Consider the following 18,439-nt stretch of genomic DNA (forward strand, 5'->3'; position numbering starts at 1 on the left):
TCAGATCGTCGGAAGCCGCCAGTCGTATCGCAGCGCCAGCAGGCGAAGGCCGAGCACGACGACTGCACAGCCGAGCGCCGCCCGACCGGACGCGACACCCGCCCGCACTGTGAGCCAGAACGCAACTCCGCCGATCACCGCCGGTGTCGCGTAGAAGTCCTCGTGGAGCACGCTCGGCACCCGACCGAGCAGCAGATCGGCGATGCTGCCGCCGCCGACGCCGGTGAGCGTCGCGAGAACGACGACGCCGAACGGCGAGAGTGCCGCTCGAACGCCGACGAGCGCGCCGGTGGCCGCGAACGCCGCGAGCCCGACGGCATCGGGGAGCTGGACCACCGCGTGGGTCCGGAGGCGACTGCCGAGCAGTCGTGCGAGCACGAGCGCGAGTGCGACGCCAGCGAGGGCGATGGCGACGTCGCCGGTCGTCCGCAGTGCGACCGGGACGCGGCCGACGAGCGTGTCGCGGAGAATGCCGCCGCCGAGCGCCGTGAGCATGCCGAGAACAGCGATGCCGAACAGATCGAGATCGGCGTCGGCACCCTTGAGCGAGCCGGCGAGCGCGAACGCCACGAGGCCGATCGCGTTCATCGCGCCGAAGGCATCGACCATCAGACGTCCGTCAGCACGACCGGATCGCCCACCGCGACGTCGAACGCCCGCTCGCCACGGCCACGATTGACCGCGAGTTCGACGTTCTCGTGGCTGCCGACAGTGACGAGGCGCTCGCCCGATGCGACGTGGGCGTACGACCGTTCGACCGGTGCCCCCTCGTCGTTGACGGTGATACTGTCGCCGAAGGAGCCGTCGAGCGCCTCGCCGGGAACGTTCGTGATGGCGTTGCCGAACCCGTCGACGACGAGCACTTCGCCCGCGATCGCGTCGTTGCGGTGTGTCGGTTCGGGAAAGGAGAGCTCCTCGATCCCGTCCGCCGGCGTGCAGCGATCGAGACTCTCGACACTGTCGATGCCCGCCTCGTGGACGGCGGCGGCTGCCGGCGCGAACACGTCCCGGCCGTGGAACGTCGAGCTCTCGGCCTCGTCGTCGGCGATCACGAACGCCTCGATGTCGTTGCCGTCGGCGAGTCGGCGAGCTGCGGGGACGAGAACGCCGTTGTCCGGCCCCACGAGGGCGTGGTCGCCCGCACGCACGACGAGCGCCGCGCGGTCGGTGCCGACGCCCGGATCGACCACGACGAGGTGGACGGCGGGCGGGAAATAGGGAAGTAGCTCGCGCAGCCAGAACGCCGCCGTGCGGACGTCCTGTCTGGGGAACTCGTGGCTGACGTCGACCAGTCGGGCATCGGTGTTCGAGAGGAGCACGCCCTTCATCGCCGCCGGGTAGGGTGTGCCGAAGTCGGAGCTCAGCGTGAGCATGCTATTCGGGATCGGCGGTGTTCGAGCGGTGCGGACGGTTGTCGGCCGCGCCGTCGGTGTCGCTCACCCGCTGGAGGCGCTCGATGCCGTCGATCTCGGTGACGACGTCGACGACGGCGCTCGGGACGAGCTCCTCCCAGCCCTCGTCGTCGATCATGCGCTCGCGGATCTCGGTGCCTTCGAGCTTCTCGCGCTCGAACATCGGCGACTGGCGCACCTCGACGCCGGCCTCCGAGAACAACTGGACGACGAGCGGGTTGTTCGAGTAGGCGACGTCGAACGCCGGCGACATGCTCCGAACGTGGGAGACCCAGACGGCGTTGCGATCGAGATCCTCGATCGGCACCGGATAGATGACGAGATCGGCGTCTTCGAGCGACTTGGTGATCATCATGATGCGCTCGCCGGCGGTGAACGGGTTGTGGCGCGTGTGTGAGTCGTCGGCGCTGCCGATACCGAGGACGAGCTCGTCGACCTCGTCGGCGATGCGTTCGACCATGTGGTGGTGGCCGTCGTGGTAGGGCTGGAAGCGACCGATGTAGAACCCCCGCGTCATATCCACACTCCCGCCCCACACGTATATAAAACCGGCCGGTCGTCCGTGAACGGCGAATCGTGCCAGAAACGCACTCACAGGGGCGGTTTCGACAGCGTGTGCACGACGTTCGAGGGGAGAAAGTATATCAGTAAACGTGCCCTCGTTTCTACTGTTAGAGACAGTCACATGAGCAACGACACCGACACCGACGACGCGTTCCCGACCGAGTCGGAGATCGACTCGGACTCGGAGTCGGGAGCCGAGACGACCGTGCCGTCAGGGGAGAAACTCGGCAGCGACGTCGACGACGAGGCCATCATCGAGGGGCAAGAGGACGACCTGCTCGGGGGGCTCGACATCGAATCGACCGCCGACATCGAGATCCCCGACCGACTCGTCGATCAGGTCATCGGACAGGATCACGCCCGTGACGTCGTGATGAAGGCGGCCAAGCAGCGCCGCCACGTCATGATGATCGGGACGCCCGGGACGGGCAAGTCGATGCTGGCTAAAGCGATGAGCCAGCTCCTGCCCAAGGAGGATCTCCAGGACGTTCTGGTCTATCACAACCCCGACGATGGCAACGCGCCGAAGGTCCGAACCGTGCCGGGCGGGAAGGGCAAACAGATCATCGAGGCGCACAAGGAGGAGGCCCAGAAGCGCAACCAGATGCGCCAGTTCCTGATGTGGATCATCATCGCCATCGTGCTGGGCTACTCGCTGCTGATCGCCGGGCAGGTGCTGCTCGGTATTCTCGCCGCCGGCGTCATCTACATCGCCTTCAAGTACAGCTCGCGCAGCACTGACGCGATGATCCCGAACCTCCTGATCGACTCCTCGGACACCCAGACCGCCCCGTTCAAGGACGCGACGGGTGCCCACGCCGGCGCGCTGCTCGGCGACGTCCGCCACGACCCGTTCCAGTCGGGTGGGATGGAGACGCCGAGCCACGACCGCGTCGAGTCGGGAGCGATCCACGAGGCCAACAAGGGCGTGCTGTTCCTCGACGAGATCAACACGCTCGACGTGCGCTCCCAGCAGAAGCTGATGACGGCGATCCAGGAGGGCGAGTTCTCCATTACGGGCCAGTCCGAGCGCTCCTCGGGCGCGATGGTCCAGACCGAACCCGTCCCGACGGACTTCGTCATGGTCGCCGCCGGGAACCTCGACGCGATGGAGAACATGCATCCGGCGCTGCGCTCGCGGATCAAGGGCTACGGCTACGAGGTGTACATGGACGACACCATCGAGGACGAGCCGGAGATGCGCCGCAAGTACGCCCGGTTCGTCGCCCAGGAGGTCGACAAGGACGGGCGGCTCCCGCACTTCACGCGCGATGCCATCGAGGAGATGATCCTCGAAGCCCAGCGCCGTGCGGGCCGGAAGGGGCACCTCTCGCTCAAGATGCGTGATCTCGGCGGACTCGTCCGCGTGGCGGGCGACATCGCCCGTGCGGAGGACGCCGAGTTCACCACCCGCGAGCACGTCCTGCAGGCGAAGAACCGCTCGCGCTCGATCGAACAGCAGCTCGCCGATACGTTCATCGAGCGCCGCAAGGACTACGAGATGACCGTCGCACAGGGCGACGTCGTCGGCCGAATCAACGGGCTCGCCGTGATGGGCGAGGACTCGGGGATCGTCCTCCCCGTGATGGCCGAGGTCACGCCCTCGCAGGGCCCCGGTGGCGTGATCGCCACCGGTCAGCTCAAGGAGATGGCCGAAGAGGCCGTCCAGAACGTCTCGGCGATCATCAAGAAGTTCTCCGACGAGAACATCTCGGAGAAGGATATCCACATCCAGTTCGTGCAAACCGGCCAGCAGGGTGTCGACGGCGACTCGGCCTCGATTACCGTGGCCGCCGCCGTCATCAGCGCGCTGGAGGACGTGCCGGTCGATCAGAACCTCGCGATGACCGGCTCGCTCTCCGTCCGGGGCGACGTGCTCCCGGTCGGCGGCGTGACCCACAAGATCGAGGCCGCGGCCAAGGCCGGACTCGAACGGGTCATCATCCCGGCGGCGAACGAACAGGACGTGATGATCGAGGACGAGTACAAGGACCAGATCGAGGTCGTCCCCGTCTCGCACATCAGCGAGGTGCTCGAAGTCGCCCTCGCCGGCGAGGGCGAGAAGGACGGACTGGTCGACCGCCTGAAGTCGATCACCGGCCAGGCGCTCGACCGGCAGCAGGTCGGCCAGCAGGGCACCGGCAGCCCCAGCCCGCAGTAACGTGGCCCGTTGGGCGGTCTTCGCGGGGCTGACCGCCCTCGTTCTCGTTTTGTTGCTCGCGCTCGCGCGCGTTTCCCAGGTGGCGAGCCACGAGGCCGCCCCGACGGATGAAACGCCGGCGAGTGTTCCCGAACACGCTGAACCAGAGCATCATCCGGAGGCAGCACCCCACCAGGAAGCGGAATCCCATCCGGACGCCGAACAGCGTCCGGAAGCGGAGCGTCCGAAACGCGAACCACAGGAACCCGCATCGCTGTCGACGGGGCTACTGCTCGCGAACGTCGCGCTCTCGCAGGGACTGTTTCTCGTCGTCCTGCTCGGCAGCGCGTGGTACACGCGGATCCCGCTCGGAGCGCTCGGTGCGTCACCGGCAACCAGTGGCCTCCGAGAACTCGCCATCGGCGTCGCGCTCGGCGTCGGACTGTATCTCGCCAACGAGGGAGGGTCGCGCGCGGCGAAGGCTGTCGGCATCGAGGTGCCCGAGCAGCTGCGCGGGTCGCTCGCGCCCGATTCGAGGGGCGGCTGGATCGTGCTGCTCGGCGTCGTCCTGCCGACGATCGCCGTCTTCGAGGAGTTCCTCTTCCGGGCGGCGCTCGTCGGCGCGTTCTCGACGGGCTTCTCGCTCTCACCGTGGCTGCTGGCGCTGCTCTCGTCGCTCGCGTTCGCGCTCGGTCACGGGGCGCAGGGCGCGCTCGGCATGGTCGTCACGGGAAGCCTCGGCTTCGTGCTCGCGGGTGCGTTCGTCGTGACCGGAAGCCTGCTCGTCGTGGTGGTTGCTCACTATCTCATCAACGCGCTGGAGTTCGCCGTCAACGAAAGTTCGCTCGGGTAATCAATCCTCGAATGGAGCCACGGCATCCGCGTCGATCAACTCCTGAATTTCTCCCGCGTCGTAGCCCGCCTCGTGGAGGAGGTCGCGGGTGTGTTCGCCGAGGCGGGGCGGATACTGGCGGATCGTCGTCGGTGTATCCGAGAAGTGCATCGGGCTGCCGGGCATCTCGACGGTACCGGCTGCCGGGTGGTCGATCTCGCGATGCATCCCGCGCGCCGCGACCTGCTCGTCGGCGAAGACGTCGGCCATGTCGTGGACGTCGCTCGCGGGCACGTCGTGCTCGTCGAATAGGGTGAGCAGTTCATCGGTGTCGTACTGCCGGAGCTCCTCGGCGAGCAGCGAATCGAGTGCTTCGCGGTTGGCCACCCGGTCCTCGTTGGTCGCGAACCGGTCGTCGTCGATGAGATCCTCGCGATCGAGCGCCGTACAGAAGTTCGGCCAGAGGTTTTCGGAGGCGACCGCCACCACGACGTGGCCGTCGTTCGTCGCGAACGCCTGATACGGCGCGATCGTCGGGTGTTTGCTGCCCATCCTGGTGGGCGGGTCGTCGGTCGCGAAGTAGTTCGACGCCATGTACGTCATCCAGGCCACCTGGCCGTCGAACAGGCTGATATCGAGTTTCTGTCCCTCCCCATCTCCGAGTTCGCGTTCGAGCAGCGCCGCCAGGATCCCCTGCGTGGCGTACATCCCCGCGCCGATATCGGCGATGGCGACGCCGACGCGGACGGGAGTCCGCCCCTCCTCGCCGGTGATGCTCATCAGCCCACCTTCGGCCTGCATGATGATGTCGTAGGCCGGGCGGTGGCTGTCGGGCCCCCACTCGCCGTAGCCAGTGATCGAACAGTAGACCAGTTCCGGGTTCGCCTCGCGGAGGTCGTCGTAACCGAGCCCCCACTCCTCCATCTTCCCCACTCGGAAGTTCTCGACGAGCACGTCGGCCTCGCGGGCGAGTTCGCGGAACACCTCGCGACCCTCTTTCGAGGCGAGGTTCAGCGCGATCGAGCGCTTGTTCCGGTTGATGCTCATGTAGTAGGCGCTTTCGTCGGAGTCGCCGTAGGAGGGCGGCTGCCAGCCGCGGGTCTGATCGCCGGTGTCGGGGCGCTCGACCTTGATCACTTCCGCACCGAGGTCGCCCAACTGCATCGTACAGAAGGGGCCGGCGAGAACGCGCGAGGCGTCGAGTACCGTCAGCCCGTCGAGCGGCCCACGATCGCCGTCGGCCGTGCGCGCTTCACCGGTCATGCTCCCTCCATGAACGCGCTCGCCTGTGGCTCGTCGGGATCCGTACGGACCTCGATCAGCACGGGTTCGTCGCGCGCGATGGCCTCGGAAACACGGTTTTCGAGGTCCGCGACGCCGTCGGCCCGGAACGCGGTCATGCCCATCCCCTCGGCGATCGTCGGGAAGTCGAGCGCGGCCGACGGCCAGCCGTAGGCCCCCGATTCGAGCCCGTAGCTTCGCTCGGCCTCCTCGCTGATGATCGCGTAGTCGTCGTTGTTGAACACGACCGTCGTGATCGGGAGCTCCTCGGCGACGGCAGTGTGGAGTTCGTGGACCGCCATCATCAGTCCGCCGTCGCCACAGAGTGCCAGCACGGGTTTCTCGGGGTTCGCCAGCTGCGCGCCGATGGCGGCGGGCAATCCGGTGCCCATCGTCGCCCACGAGCCCGGATTCACGTACCGCCGCGGGCCGGCAGCGCCGAAGACGTTGAGCGCCCACACCCGGAAGCCGCCCGCGTCGGCGCTGACGACCGTCTCGTCCGGGATCGCGCGACGAACTGCTCGAAGGCAGGCGACCGAGGTCGGCGGCTCGCGCTCGGCGTCCAGAAGGTCGGCGATGCGTTCGTCGTAGGCATCCCTGACCGCCGCGACCTCTTCGGTCCCATCCCACCCCGACGTACTTCCGTCGAGACGAGCCGATAGTGCATCGAGCGTCGCGCGCGCGTCGGCGACGATACCCACAGTAGGACTGTAGCCGGTACCGATGTCGTTCGCGTCGAGGGTGACATGGACGAGCTCGTCGGGCAGCGGTGCCGACCAGTTGCTCGTGGCGACCGCGTCGAGATCCGAGCCGACGACGAGCGCGGCGTCAGCGGCGGCCAGCGTCTCGTCGAGCTCCGGGCTGGCGCTACCGGAGAGCGTGCCNAGAGCGGGTGGTCACCACCGACGACGCCCTTTCCCTTGTACGTCGTCACGATCGGCGCACACAGGCTCTCGGCGATCGCGCTCAGTTCGGTGGCGGCTCCCGTGGTTCTGACGCCGCCGCCAGCGACGACGATCGGCTTTCGGGCTTCGTCGAGCAGTTCGGCCGCAGCGGTGACGTCGTCGGGTTCGGCAGGAGCCGACGGTTCGTGTTCGGCCGGCGATGCGACCGCCGCGTCCTGTTTGAGGAAGTTCTTCGGGATCCCGATCCTGACCGGTCCCTTCGGTGGCGTCTGCGCGATCGTGAGCGCGTGCTCGATCTCGGCGGCGGTCGCCTCCGGAGTCTCGACGAGGAGGTTCTCCTTCACGATCTCGTCGTAGATTCTGGGCGGCGTCTCGTGGATGGCGTCGCCGCCGCGGAGCTCCGGCTCGGTCTCGATGGCGATGTGGAGAAGGGGTGTACAGTCGTTTTTCGCGTTCTTCAGCCCGTTCATCGCGTTCATGTCGCCCGGGCCGGGCACGACGATCGTCGCCGCCGGCCGACCGCTGGTCTCGGCATAGCCCCACGCCGCCTGGCTGACGGCGGTCTCGTGGCGCGCGACGACGTAGCGGATGTCGTCCGCACGATCGATACCGTCGTTCAGCGGGAGCGACTGCTTGCCAGGAATGCCGAAGACGGTATCGATACCGTTCGCGCGAAGTCGCTCGACGACGGCGGTGCTGACGTGCATGATAAATCCACCACGTCGGAGGATAAAAAGCGTCCCGTAGCGATCCGTTCAGTCCTCGTGCACCGCGTGATGAGGGGTGATGTGCGGCCCGCGCTCGCCCTGCTCGACGGTCGCCGAAACGCCGAAGACGTCACGAAGGAGCCCCTCGGAGACGACTTCCGACGGCGGTCCATGGGCGTAGATCTCGCCGTCGACGAGTGCGAGCATGTGCTCGGCGTGGCGGGCGGCCTGATCGAGATCGTGGAGGACGAGCACGACCGTGACGTCGCTCTCGGCTCGCAGCGTCTCGACGATCGCCATCACCTCCAGCTGGTGGTGGAGATCGAGGAAGGTGGTCGGCTCGTCGAGCAGCAGCACCTCGGTGTCCTGGGCGAGTGCCATCGCGATCCACGCGAGCTGCTTCTGGCCGCCGCTGAGGCTGCCGAGGGTCCGCTCGCGGAGGTGGTCGACGCCCGCCAGCGAGAGTGCACGCTCGACGGCCGCCTCGTCGTCCTCGGTCGGCGAGTCGAACGCGCCGCGATGCGGGTAGCGCCCGTGCATGGCGAGGCTCTCGACGGTGAGACTCGCCGGGAGACTGCTCTCCTGGGAGAGCAAGCCGAGCTTGCGGGCGAGCTCCTTCGTCCCGAGCGACTGGATCTCCCGGCCGTCGAGCGTGACGACGCCCGAATCGGGATCGAGCTGGTTGGCGAGGCCCTGGAGAAGTGTACTCTTCCCCGATCCGTTCGGGCCGACGAGCGCCGTCACGCGGTTTTCGGGGATCGACACCGATTCGCCGTCGATGACCGGCTCACCGGTCGGATAGCCGAGCACCAACTCCTCGCCGACGAGGGCGCTGTCCGGCTCGGTCCGGCCGTCTGCCGACGACTCCCTCCCCTCTATCGTCGATCCGCCGGCGACGAGCGTACCGCCGTCCGGCGCGACCTCGCTGGAATCGGCCATCAGTCGTCACCACCGGCAGTCCGTCGTCGGTACATGTCGATTAGGCACGCCGAAAACGTCCTAAAGCCTTCCGATTTTGGCCTGCCTAAAGTCCGACGAACCGGGAAAAGGTCGGCGATGGCTACGCGGTCCCGTCGACGACGGCTGCGAGCTGCTGCCGGTCGAACAGCTGCTCGTCGGCCGGAATCTCGGGATATGGATCGCCGCTCGTGTAGTCTGGCCAGTCGCCGAACTGTTCGGGATAGAGCTGTTTGGCGGTCATCTCCAGCTGGAAGAGGTTCATGATCGGGCCCTGGTAGCGCATTCCGGCGGGATAGACGCGGTCGTTGCGGACGGCGGCGAGCTCTCGACCTGCCGGCTTGCTCGTGATGCGCTTGCGCACTTCGTCGATGTCGTGTTGTGGGGAGATGCTCCAGAGATGGAGGATCACGTCGGGATCGGCTTCGAGCATGGCTTCGTAGCCGACTTCGCCCCAGAGGCTCGACCAGTCCTTTTCGGCGAAGGCGTCGCGCGCCCCGAGCGGACGGGTGTCGGCCAGCCAGTAGCCGGGCCGGTTGAGATGGTAGGTGTAAAACGCGCTGTTGTCGTCGTTGAGCGTGACGCGGACGGCGGTCGGCCGCTCCTCCTTCGGTGGGAGCTTCGAGCGGATCGTCGAGAGCACGTTCGAATGCATCCGTTCGAGTTTCCGGTAGCGAGCGCGTTCCCGAAGCACGCGCGCGACCTTGCCAAACAGGTCCCAGAGCGAGTAGTACTGATAGCTCTCCCGGTAGGATTCCGGCGGCTCGTCGTGCGTGCCGCTGTAGAAGTTCCCGAACCAGGGGCCGACGTTGGTCGCGATCTCGTCGATATCGGCCCGTTTCCAGTTCTGCTGGGTCGAGACGTACGCCGGATCGAGGAAGTGGACGTCGCTGTCGAGTTCGTAGAGCGTCTCCTTGCTCAGCCCGTCGGCGAGCGGGTCGGTTAGGTCCTTCCAGCCCGGCGAGACGCCGTCCAGGCGTGCACAGTAGGAGCCCATGACGTCGCCGGCGAGCTCCGGACTGTAGATCGTGTTCACGGCGTCGCCGTGACCGAGCGCGACCGCCATGTCCGCGTACTGCGAGAACACGACGAACAGGGATTCGGGGGCACCCTCGAACGAAACGTCGCCCATCGGTGCCATCCCGACGGTGTACGAGTCGTCGTTCGCTGTGGTCGAGTCAGTCGACGAGTTGTTGTTCGTGCCCGACTGCGCTCCGCCGCCGGTACAGCCCGCGAGCACGCCACCGGCGAGCATCGCACTACCACCCTTGATCACGCCGCGTCGTGTGGGGTTCGCGTCGGTTCGTTCGGCCATATATTTTAGGTCCGCCAAAACAACGGTTATCCGTTTCGATCGATGCTCGACGAACCGATTTGGAACGGGCGACCGCACCGACCCGACACCACCCCGATCGACGACGGAGTCTCCACTTTCGACAGCGTTTGTTCGCTCTGTTGGGAACTGGTTTTTGGGATGCCGAAAATATATTTTCCGAACAGCAACAGTTAAGTGGGTTGTCCACCTACAATGGAGTGTAATGAGCTTCCAACAGTCCGATTCCGAGCTCCGACAGGAGTTCGGGTCCGTCGAGGAGTCACCCGCACTCCGCATCGAAGAGGAACGTGCAGAGCAGATCATCGACGCACTGAACGCCGATCTCGCCGCGTCGTACGTGCTCTACCACCAGCTCAAAAAACACCACTGGAACGTGGAGGGTGCGGAGTTCCTCGAACTCCACCGGTTCCTCGAAGAGGCCTACGAGGACGTCGAGGAACAGGCCGACGCCATCGCCGAGCGCGCGCAGGCGATCGGTGGCGTCCCGGTCGCCGGCCCGACGAACCACGCCGATCACAGCTACGTCGACTTCGAGGGCGAGGACGTCTACGACGTCCGTACCTCGCTGCGCAACGACATGGAGATCTTCGGCGACATCGTCGAGCGGTTCCGCGATCACATCGAGCTCGCCAACAGTCTCGGCGACTACGCCACCGAGGAGGTCCTCAGGGACGCCATCGACGACTACGAGGAACACGCCCACCACCTCGAACACTACCTCGAAGACGACACGCTGGTGGTCGACGAAGCGACCCACTAAAACCCGATTTTTTAGCGTTCGAGCGGAACGGTCGTATCGGTCGAGATCCAGCCATCGGCGTTGTCCGCCTCGATGAAGACGCTTCGTTCGAGAGAGGTCGAATGGATCGAGACATCGCTCTCAGCGGTCGTGGTGTCGTCGGCGCTCGTCAGTTCGGAGGGAACCGCCATACCGGTGTTAGGCGGGCCTAATTCTATAAGCGTTTTGGTCGGCCTAATTCCTCGCGATCAGTCGTCGGCGTGGGTCGCGGGCCGGTAGCCCCGGCTGATCGCCTTCCACTTCCCGGTCCAGAACCGGTAGTAGTTGACCGCGGCGGGGACGGCCATCAGCGTCACGATCGCGAGCGCCAGCCCGGCGAGGCCGAGTTGCGTCGTCGCGCCCGCGTAGGCCAGCGGCAGCGCGACCACGTAGCCGAGCACCTGCCCGTAGAACGGCCAGCGCGTATCGCCGCTCGCGCGCAGCGGGCCGGTCGCCGTCCGCGAGAGCCCCTTGAAGACGATGCCGACGCAGGTGGCGTAGATGAGCGTCACGGCGACCGGCAGTGTCCCTGCCGTCGGGTCGTCGACGAACACGCGCGCGATCGGGTCGGCGAAGACGGCGACGAGTATCGCCGAAACGAGATAGACGGCGACGCCGAACCGGATGACCTCCCGGCCGTAGGCCTCCGCGGTCGTCTCGTCGCCCGTACCGAGCTCCTGGCCGACGAGGCTGGAGGAGGCGAGGCCGAAGCCCCAGCCGGGCGTGTTGAGCAGATCGCGCACGCGCTGGGCGACGACGAACGCCGCGACGACCGCCGTCCCGAACAGATCGACGATCGCGAGCATCGGGAACTCGCCGAGCCGCCACGCGAGGTTCTTCCCAATCATCGGCATGCCGATGCGCAGCAGCCGCCGGATCGTTGCCCCGTCGAGATACGTGCCGAACGGGGCGACGGTGACGGGGAACGACCCGATCAGCGGGACCGAGCCGGTCGTGAAGCCGGTGGCAAAGGTCGTCGTGACGACAATGTTGGCGAGCACGGTGCCGATCGCCGCGCCGACGACGCCGTAGCCGAACCCGAAGATCAGGATCGCGTTGGCCGCGATGTTCAGTACGGCCCCGCCGGCGCGAACGACCATCGGCGTCCACGCGTCGTCGGTGCCGACGAGCGTGCGGCTGCCGATGAGATTCACTCCGGCGAAGGGGACGCCGAACGCGACGACTTCGAGGTAGTCGGCACCGAGCGCCACCACGTCCGGGTCGTCGCTGAGAACGCCGATGAGCGCGCTCGGATAGGTGTGAAAGAGGACGGCGACCGGGAGCGTCAGCACGATCACGCAGACGACGCTCGATCGGACTGCCTGACCCGCCGGCCTGTTCGCGCCGTAGGCCTGTGAGACGAGCGCGATGGTGCCGCTGGCGAGCCCGCCGCCGAGCGCGAACGCCATCCCCCAGTAGGGTGCAGCGAAGCCGACGCCGGCGATCGCGCCCGTCCCGATCGCCGCCCCGACCATCGCCACGTCGGCGGCGCTCTTGGACATCCTGGCCAGTCCGGTGACGATACGTGGCCACGCGAGCGTCGTCGCTCGGCGGGCACGCTCGCGTTCGATCAGGCCGGCGCGAACGAGCGCGAGTCCGACCCAGTAGACGACGAGTCGAACCGGATTCGGGAGCCGCTGCACTCTTTCGAGATCGGTGTGGCGGGATGAAATGGGTTCCGTCCTCGGCAGGAGCGACTGGCTTCGCCGACCCGATCACCGCGAGCACAGCACAGCCATCCGGTCATGGGATCCCAGCCTCAGACGGTGTCGACGTCCGTCCCGACCGAGCAGACGTACTCGCCGGTGGCGACCTGCGGCAGGCGGCGGGTACGCCAGAACACGCCGTCGACGTCGGCGGTCGTCTCGGCTTTCACGCGCCCGAAGGCGTCGGTCACGCGGAAGATACGATCGCCCTGCTCCACCGAGTCGCCGAGATCGAGCTCGAAATCGACGAGTCCGCCGGCGGGCGCGCCGTACTGCTCGAAGCCGGTCGCGCGCGTCTGCTCGCCGTTCGTGACCTCGCCGTCGAGGAAGCCGTAGGCGGTGAGGACGTTCATGACGCCCTCGACACCCGTGTCGATGCTCTCGGGATCGAGCCCGACAGCGCCGCCGAGTTCGGGGTCGATCGTGGGGATCCCTTCGTCGGGAGCGGCGCGGGCGAGCTGGCCGTCTGGCCCCTTCTGGTCGAGGACGTGCCCGCAGTCGAACGTCTTCGCGAGCGAGAGACACTCGTCGTGGAGATGGTGGCGCGGGCCACAGCGGACGCGCGTCTCGTGGATCATCCGACTGGTCGAGCCCTGATGGAGATCGAGCGCGAGATCCGCGCGCTGGACGGCCTCGAAGGTGGCCGCGGCGATGCGCTCGGAAGAAGTGCCGTGCTCGTCGCCGGGGTAGGCCCGGTTCATCTTCGTGTCGTCGATCGGGTTGCGGTGCTCGGCCACGCGGAAGCCGTAGACGTTGACGATGCCGACGACGAGGATCGTGCCCGACAGCTCCGTGGGATCGAGCTGGGGGACGAGTTCGCGGACGACGCCGACGCCGTTGAGCTCGTCGCCGTCGCTCGCGGCCTGGATGTAGAGCGTCTTGCCCGCCTCATCGCCGTTGATAACACAGACGGGCAGCCCCGCCCGAGCGCCGTCACGCGTCTCGCCGATCGGCAGTCGCCCGGTGTCGACCTCGCCGGGAGCGGCGCTCGCAGTTCCGAGGCTCGTCATTGGTTGATGGGACTCGCCGACCGACTTGAGCCGTTCGATATGCGAACCGAACCGACGCGGATTTGTCGATGCCGGCGATAGTCGAGGCGTGTCGAGCAACGCCCCCGAGCGACCACCGACCGCACAGTTCATTGCGGCGCTGTCGGTCGCCCGGAACGCGAAGATCGGGCTCGCCAGCGGCGTGGTCGTCGCGGTGCTCGCCTACGCCTACCGTGTCTTCGAGATCGCCGGCCCGTCGGTCGACACGCGCGGCTCGCCGCTGCTCTTCCTCTCGCTGGCGCTGACGCTCGTGCTCGCGGTCGCCGCACTCGTCACTGTCGGCCTGACGCTCGTTTCGGCCTACCGCCTCGCCCGCGAATCGTAACTGTAGTCGAACACAGCCCACACGATCACGGAATCGCCAAATCGATCTGCCAGATATCACCAGCCCAATAGTTATTGGCCGTCTCGACGGAGTGCAGTCGATGGATCAACATCGGTCGATGCCCCACTGGTGGCGGTACTGGAACTTCGGCGTCGGGCTGTTGCTACTCGTCGCCACCGGAGCGCTGTACGTTCTGTTCGACCCGCTGACGACAGGCGAACAGTTCGAGCTTCTCCTGTTCGTTCTGGCTGCACTCCTGTTTTTTCTCTCCGGACTGGAAATCCATTTCAGCGTCGGAGCACGACGAATACGGGAGCGACAGTTCGTCACCGCTGCACAGCTGCTACTCGGCGTCGCGCTTCTCTGGTCGCCAGCTGTTTCCGTCCTCGAACAGGCCGTCGAACCGTACGACGTCGTCGCCTTGGCCTCCGGACTGTTTATGCTACTGATTGGTGTCGGAACGGTGTACCGTCCGGCTGCGTTCGGACCGTACGACGGCGCTGATTGAGCGTCGATCAGTATCCTCGTTCACTGCTCCCCGGCGAGCGCGCCGAGTCGCTCGGCGGCCGTTCGCGGTCCCTTCGCGAGCAACACGTTGCCCGCACGGAGTTCGGTCTCGGGACCGGGCGAGATCTCCCACTCGTCGTGATCGCGCGTCACCGTCTCGGTCGTGACGGACTCGTCGGTGACGTCCGTCCGCCCCGCTCGCCGGACCGCGATGACGCGCATCCCCGTCTCGGTCTTGACCATCCGCCCGCCGAGGGTCGCGCCGTCGAGATCGCTGTCGCGGCCGACGGTCAGCCGGATGATCACCTCGTCCGATTCGCCGACGGCCTCGGCGATGACCGGATGCGAGCCGAGCCCTCTGAGGACGCCTTCACTGATCTCGACGGCCGCATCGGAGATGACCTCAGTGCTGCGTGCGAGATGGACGAGCCCGCGCAGCGAGACGGGATCGTCGACCCGGCTCGCCGCACGGAGCGTCCAGGCTTCGAAGCGCGACTGGAGCGCGTCGACCTCGGCCTCCAGGTCGACCACCTCGTCGGCGAGGTTCGTACTGTCGAACAGCACCGCACCGTAGCCCAGATCGACGGCGAGTTCACTCATGTTCTTCATCAACACCACCGAATCGGTCGCGCGTTCGAGATCCGAGATGGTCGGGTCGGGCGGCTCAGGCGGCGTGTAGGCCTCCCCAGTAGCGCTCTGATAGACGCCCTCCAGCGCTTCCTCCGGCCCGCGAAAGAGTACGACATCGTCGGCCTCCAGAGTGGTCTCAAGATCGGGATTGAGCACCCACTCGCCGGCCCGCCGGAGCGCGATCGCCCGCACGCCCGTCTCGCTCTCGAGATTGAGCTCGCCGAGAGTTTTCCCGGCGAAGCGCGCGTCGGGAGCGACCCGCGCGCGGACGATCGTCTCGACGGCGTCGGGCAGCGCCCCGCGGATCGCCTCTGGCAGACCGATCTCCTCCAAGACGACCTTGGCGATGTCGCCGGTCGCGTCGCTCACCTTCTCGGTCGCGCCGACGATCCCCACGACCGGCGCGAGCGCCTCGGCATCGTCGGGGCTGCGGGCGGCCATCAGCAGACTCATCCGTGTCTTGAGCTGGAGGACGTCCATCTCGGATTCGAGTTCGAGTACCTCGGCGGCGACCTCCCGGCTGTCGAGCAGCACCGCCGAGTACGAGAGGTCGATCATGAGCTCGGCGATGTCCTTCATCTCCGCGAGGAGCCGCTTGACGCTCCGTGGCTCGTAGCCGACCTCCCGTGACATACATCGCGTTCGACCGGGCCGATCAAAAGCTTGCCGTGGCGCAACGGTAATGCTTTTCCCGGAAGGTAGGGAAGCAGAGACATGGCCGACGACCTCCAGAAGGGCCTCGACGATGTGCTCGTTGCCGAATCATCGCTCAGCTATATCGACGGTGATGCCGGGCTGCTCGCCTATCGCGGCTACGACATCAAGGACCTGGCGCGCGAGGCGAGCTACGAGGAGGTCCTCTACTTGCTCTGGCGCGGCGAACTCCCCGACCGCGACGCGCTCGACGAGTTCGCCGACGAACTCGCCGCCGAACGCGCGATCGACGAGTCGGTCATCACGACGCTCGACGGTCTCGCTACCGCCGACGAACGTCCGATGGCCGCGCTCCGAACCGCGGTCTCGATGCTCTCGGCGAGCGACGCCGAAGAGAACGATCCCGACGATCTCGACGCCTCCCTCCGGAAAGGCCGCCGCATCGCCGCGAAAGTGCCCACCGTGCTCGCGGCCTACGACCGCCTGCGCAACGGTCAGGAGCCCGTCGAACCCCGCGAGGACCTCGGCTACGCCGCGAACTTCCTCTACATGCTCGACGGCGAGGAGCCCGACGACGTGGCCGCCGAGACCTTCGACATGGCGCTCATCCTCCACGCCGATCACGGACTCAACGCATCGACCTTCACCGGGATGGTCATCGCCAGCACGCTCGCCGACACGTATAGTGCTGTGACCGGCGGCGTCAGCGCGCTCGCGGGCTCGCTCCACGGCGGCGCGAATCAGGACGTGATGGAAACCCTGCTCGAACTCGACGAGAGCGAGAAGGACCCCACCGACTGGATCCGCGACGCCATCGACAACGACCGCCGGATCCCCGGCTGGGGCCACCGCGTCTACAACGTCAAGGACCCGCGCGCGGAGATCCTCACCGAGAAATCGAAAGACCTCGGCGAGAGCTCCGGCGAGAAGAAGTGGTACGACTACGCCGCCACGATCGAGGAGTATCTCACCGAGGAAGAGAACTTCCCCGAGAAAGGGCTCGCACCCAACGTCGACTTCTACTCCGGTACTGTGTACTACCAGCTCGGCATCGATCTCGACATGTACACCCCGATCTTCGCGATGAGCCGCGTCGGCGGCTGGGTCGGCCACGTCCTCGAATACCAGGAGGACAATCGCCTCATCCGCCCGCGCGCACGCTACGTCGGCCCCGAGAACCGCGAGTTCGTCCCGATCGACGAACGGTAAACACCCCCACTTCATTTCCACTTTTTTAGACGGGGGCATCGCGCTCGCTCACTACGTTCGCTCACGCTCAACCCCCATCCAAAAACCTGGACTAAAAACTCCTGCTCACTCGCCTGTGGCTCGTTCGCAGTGAACCGCGCTCGCTCCGCTCGCGCGGACATCGACTGCCCCCGCAAACCGCACAGCACCACAGAAGCCCTCACTCGCTCCCGCCGGTCGCTCGTTCGCCCTTCATCCACCAGGCACCGCCACCGCAACCGCACCGCAGCCGCGCCGCAAGCGGCGCGAAACCACCGGGCTGGACCGTCAGGTACTGGTTCACGACGCGCGTTCGAGCGGTATGTCACCTGATCTCCAGTGTGTTGCCTGCGGCGCTCGCTATGCCGACCGCTGGCGGTGTGCGTGCGGGCAGCCCCTCGATTTCGTCGATCGACCGCTGCCCGAGGGTCCGTCGCCTGCACCGACCACCCTCGACACCCGCGAGGGTCTCTGGACGTTCGACGAGTTTCTCCCGATCGAGCGCCGCGTCACGCTCGGCGCGGGCTGGACACCGCTCGTCGACAGCGAGGGACGGAGTCTCTCGAAGAGCCGAACGGACTCCGGTGAAGCACCCTACTGGAACTGCGCGTTCAAGCTCGAATCCGTCTCACCCACCGGGAGTTTCAAGGACCGCGGCGCGGCGCTGACGGTCTCGCGAGCGCTCGCCTGCGGGGCCGAGCGACTCGTCGAGGACTCGTCGGGCAACGCCGGGACTGCGATCGCGACCTACGCCGCCCGCGCTGGCCTCGAAAGCGAGATCTACGTGCCGGCCGACGCGACCGCCGCGAAACTCCGCGCGATCGAGCGCACGGGGGCCGATGTCGTCCGCGTCGAGGGGTCGAGAGGAGACGTGACAGAGGCGGCCATCGACGCCGTCGAGACGGGCGCGGGCTGGTACGCGAGCCACGCGTGGCGACCGTCGTTCTACGTTGGCACCAGCACCATCGCCTTCGAGATCGCCGCCCAGCGCGACTGGCACGCCCCCGAGGCCGTCGTCTGCCCGCTCGGCCACGGCACGCTGTTCCTCGGCCTCTCCCGCGGCTTTCGCGCGCTCGCCGACGCCGGCTGGATCGACGACCCGCCACGGCTGCTCGCCGCTCAGGCTGCCGGCTACGCGCCGTTCGTCGAGGGTTCGGAGGACGACAACGACCGCGCCGACGGTATCCACATCCGTGAACCGGTCCGTACCGACGAAATCGAGGCGGCCATCACGGAAACGAACGGCGACGCGATCGCGATCGACGGCGCGGCGACCGATCGCGAACACGAACGCCTCCACGAAGCGGGCTTTCCCGTCGAGCCGACGAGCGCCGTCGCACCCGCCGCGCTCCGAAAATACCGCGAGCGCGGGGTGCTCGACACGGATGCCGACGTGGTAGTGCCGCTGACCGGGCGGGCGAAGAACTGA

The 18,439-nt window shown here is 66.9% G+C and carries 17 protein-coding genes and 1 pseudogene; 7 read left to right on the plus strand and 11 right to left on the minus strand.

Going from position 1 to position 18,439, the window contains the following annotated elements; all coding sequences use genetic code 11:
* The 3 genes from C451_RS07385 to C451_RS07395 are packed head-to-tail and all read right to left on the minus strand — an operon-like array spanning nt 1 to nt 1,929.
* The gene (locus C451_RS07385) at nt 1-609 is read right to left on the minus strand and encodes a trimeric intracellular cation channel family protein (RefSeq protein ID WP_007739321.1); all 609 of its coding nucleotides are present in this window, start codon (nt 607-609) and stop codon (nt 1-3) included.
* Complete coding sequence (locus C451_RS07390; protein WP_007739322.1) at nt 609-1,373, minus strand: SAM hydrolase/SAM-dependent halogenase family protein; 765 nt, start codon at nt 1,371-1,373, stop codon at nt 609-611. The genes C451_RS07385 and C451_RS07390 overlap by 1 nt, the downstream gene beginning before the upstream one ends.
* Nucleotide 1,374: 1 nt before the next feature.
* The gene (locus C451_RS07395; protein ID WP_049913036.1) at nt 1,375-1,929 is read right to left on the minus strand and encodes a nicotinamide-nucleotide adenylyltransferase; all 555 of its coding nucleotides are present in this window, start codon (nt 1,927-1,929) and stop codon (nt 1,375-1,377) included.
* A 168-nt stretch (nt 1,930-2,097) separates the two neighbouring features.
* Between C451_RS07395 and lonB the strand changes: the two genes are divergently transcribed.
* Nucleotides 2,098-4,137, plus strand: coding sequence for an ATP-dependent protease LonB (lonB, locus tag C451_RS07400; RefSeq protein ID WP_007739324.1), 2,040 nt, complete (start codon nt 2,098-2,100; stop codon nt 4,135-4,137).
* Nucleotide 4,138: 1 nt separating this feature from the next.
* Nucleotides 4,139-4,969: a CPBP family intramembrane glutamic endopeptidase gene (locus C451_RS07405; protein WP_007739325.1), complete on the plus strand. Its 831-nt coding sequence runs from the start codon at nt 4,139-4,141 to the stop codon at nt 4,967-4,969.
* Here C451_RS07405 and C451_RS07410 read toward each other — a convergent pair whose 3' ends face one another.
* The 4 genes and pseudogenes from C451_RS07410 to C451_RS07425 form a co-directional block, all read right to left on the minus strand.
* Nucleotides 4,970-6,211, minus strand: a complete 1,242-nt coding sequence (locus C451_RS07410) for a CaiB/BaiF CoA transferase family protein (RefSeq protein ID WP_007739327.1) — start codon at nt 6,209-6,211, stop codon at nt 4,970-4,972.
* A pseudogene (locus C451_RS24390) lies at nt 6,208-7,841 on the minus strand (thiamine pyrophosphate-binding protein). Before C451_RS24390 ends, C451_RS07410 begins: the two are co-directional and overlap by 4 nt.
* A gap of 48 nt (nt 7,842-7,889) precedes the next feature.
* Nucleotides 7,890-8,780, minus strand: a complete 891-nt coding sequence (locus tag C451_RS07420) for an ABC transporter ATP-binding protein (RefSeq protein WP_007739332.1) — start codon at nt 8,778-8,780, stop codon at nt 7,890-7,892.
* A gap of 121 nt (nt 8,781-8,901) precedes the next feature.
* Complete coding sequence (locus C451_RS07425; RefSeq protein ID WP_007739334.1) at nt 8,902-10,113, minus strand: ABC transporter substrate-binding protein; 1,212 nt, start codon at nt 10,111-10,113, stop codon at nt 8,902-8,904.
* A 223-nt stretch (nt 10,114-10,336) separates the two neighbouring features.
* Between C451_RS07425 and dpsA the strand changes: the two genes are divergently transcribed.
* Nucleotides 10,337-10,894: a DNA starvation/stationary phase protection protein DpsA gene (gene dpsA, locus C451_RS07430; protein WP_007739341.1), complete on the plus strand. Its 558-nt coding sequence runs from the start codon at nt 10,337-10,339 to the stop codon at nt 10,892-10,894.
* A gap of 11 nt (nt 10,895-10,905) precedes the next feature.
* Here dpsA and C451_RS22890 read toward each other — a convergent pair whose 3' ends face one another.
* The 3 genes from C451_RS22890 to C451_RS07440 all read right to left on the minus strand — a co-directional run bounded on the left by C451_RS22890 (nt 10,906) and on the right by C451_RS07440 (nt 13,628).
* Nucleotides 10,906-11,064, minus strand: coding sequence for a hypothetical protein (locus C451_RS22890; RefSeq protein ID WP_162832749.1), 159 nt, complete (start codon nt 11,062-11,064; stop codon nt 10,906-10,908).
* 57 nt (nt 11,065-11,121) lie between these two features.
* Nucleotides 11,122-12,555 carry an MATE family efflux transporter gene (locus C451_RS07435; RefSeq protein ID WP_007739343.1) on the minus strand — a complete coding sequence of 478 codons (1,434 nt, stop codon included), beginning with the start codon at nt 12,553-12,555 and terminating at the stop codon, nt 11,122-11,124.
* A gap of 116 nt (nt 12,556-12,671) precedes the next feature.
* Nucleotides 12,672-13,628, minus strand: a complete 957-nt coding sequence (locus tag C451_RS07440) for a succinylglutamate desuccinylase/aspartoacylase family protein (RefSeq protein ID WP_007739345.1) — start codon at nt 13,626-13,628, stop codon at nt 12,672-12,674.
* Between the two features lie 88 nt (nt 13,629-13,716).
* On the opposite strand from C451_RS07440, the gene C451_RS07445 reads away from it, so the two are divergent.
* Nucleotides 13,717-13,992, plus strand: coding sequence for a DUF7536 family protein (locus C451_RS07445; RefSeq protein WP_007739346.1), 276 nt, complete (start codon nt 13,717-13,719; stop codon nt 13,990-13,992).
* Nucleotides 13,993-14,092: 100 nt separating this feature from the next.
* Complete coding sequence (locus tag C451_RS07450; protein ID WP_007739347.1) at nt 14,093-14,500, plus strand: hypothetical protein; 408 nt, start codon at nt 14,093-14,095, stop codon at nt 14,498-14,500.
* Nucleotides 14,501-14,520: 20 nt separating this feature from the next.
* On the opposite strand, the gene C451_RS07455 is transcribed toward C451_RS07450, so the two are convergent.
* A complete protein-coding gene (locus C451_RS07455; RefSeq protein ID WP_007739348.1) occupies nt 14,521-15,762 on the minus strand; it encodes a potassium channel family protein in 1,242 nt (413 codons plus the stop codon).
* An 81-nt stretch (nt 15,763-15,843) separates the two neighbouring features.
* Between C451_RS07455 and citZ the strand changes: the two genes are divergently transcribed.
* Entirely contained in the window at nt 15,844-16,992 is a 1,149-nt protein-coding gene (citZ, locus tag C451_RS07460) for a citrate synthase (RefSeq protein ID WP_007739349.1), read from the plus strand.
* 340 nt (nt 16,993-17,332) lie between these two features.
* Entirely contained in the window at nt 17,333-18,439 is a 1,107-nt protein-coding gene (locus C451_RS07465; RefSeq protein WP_007739350.1) for a pyridoxal-phosphate dependent enzyme, read from the plus strand.

It is taken from the genome of Halococcus thailandensis JCM 13552 (assembly GCF_000336715.1).
Taxonomy (GTDB): domain Archaea; phylum Halobacteriota; class Halobacteria; order Halobacteriales; family Halococcaceae; genus Halococcus; species Halococcus thailandensis.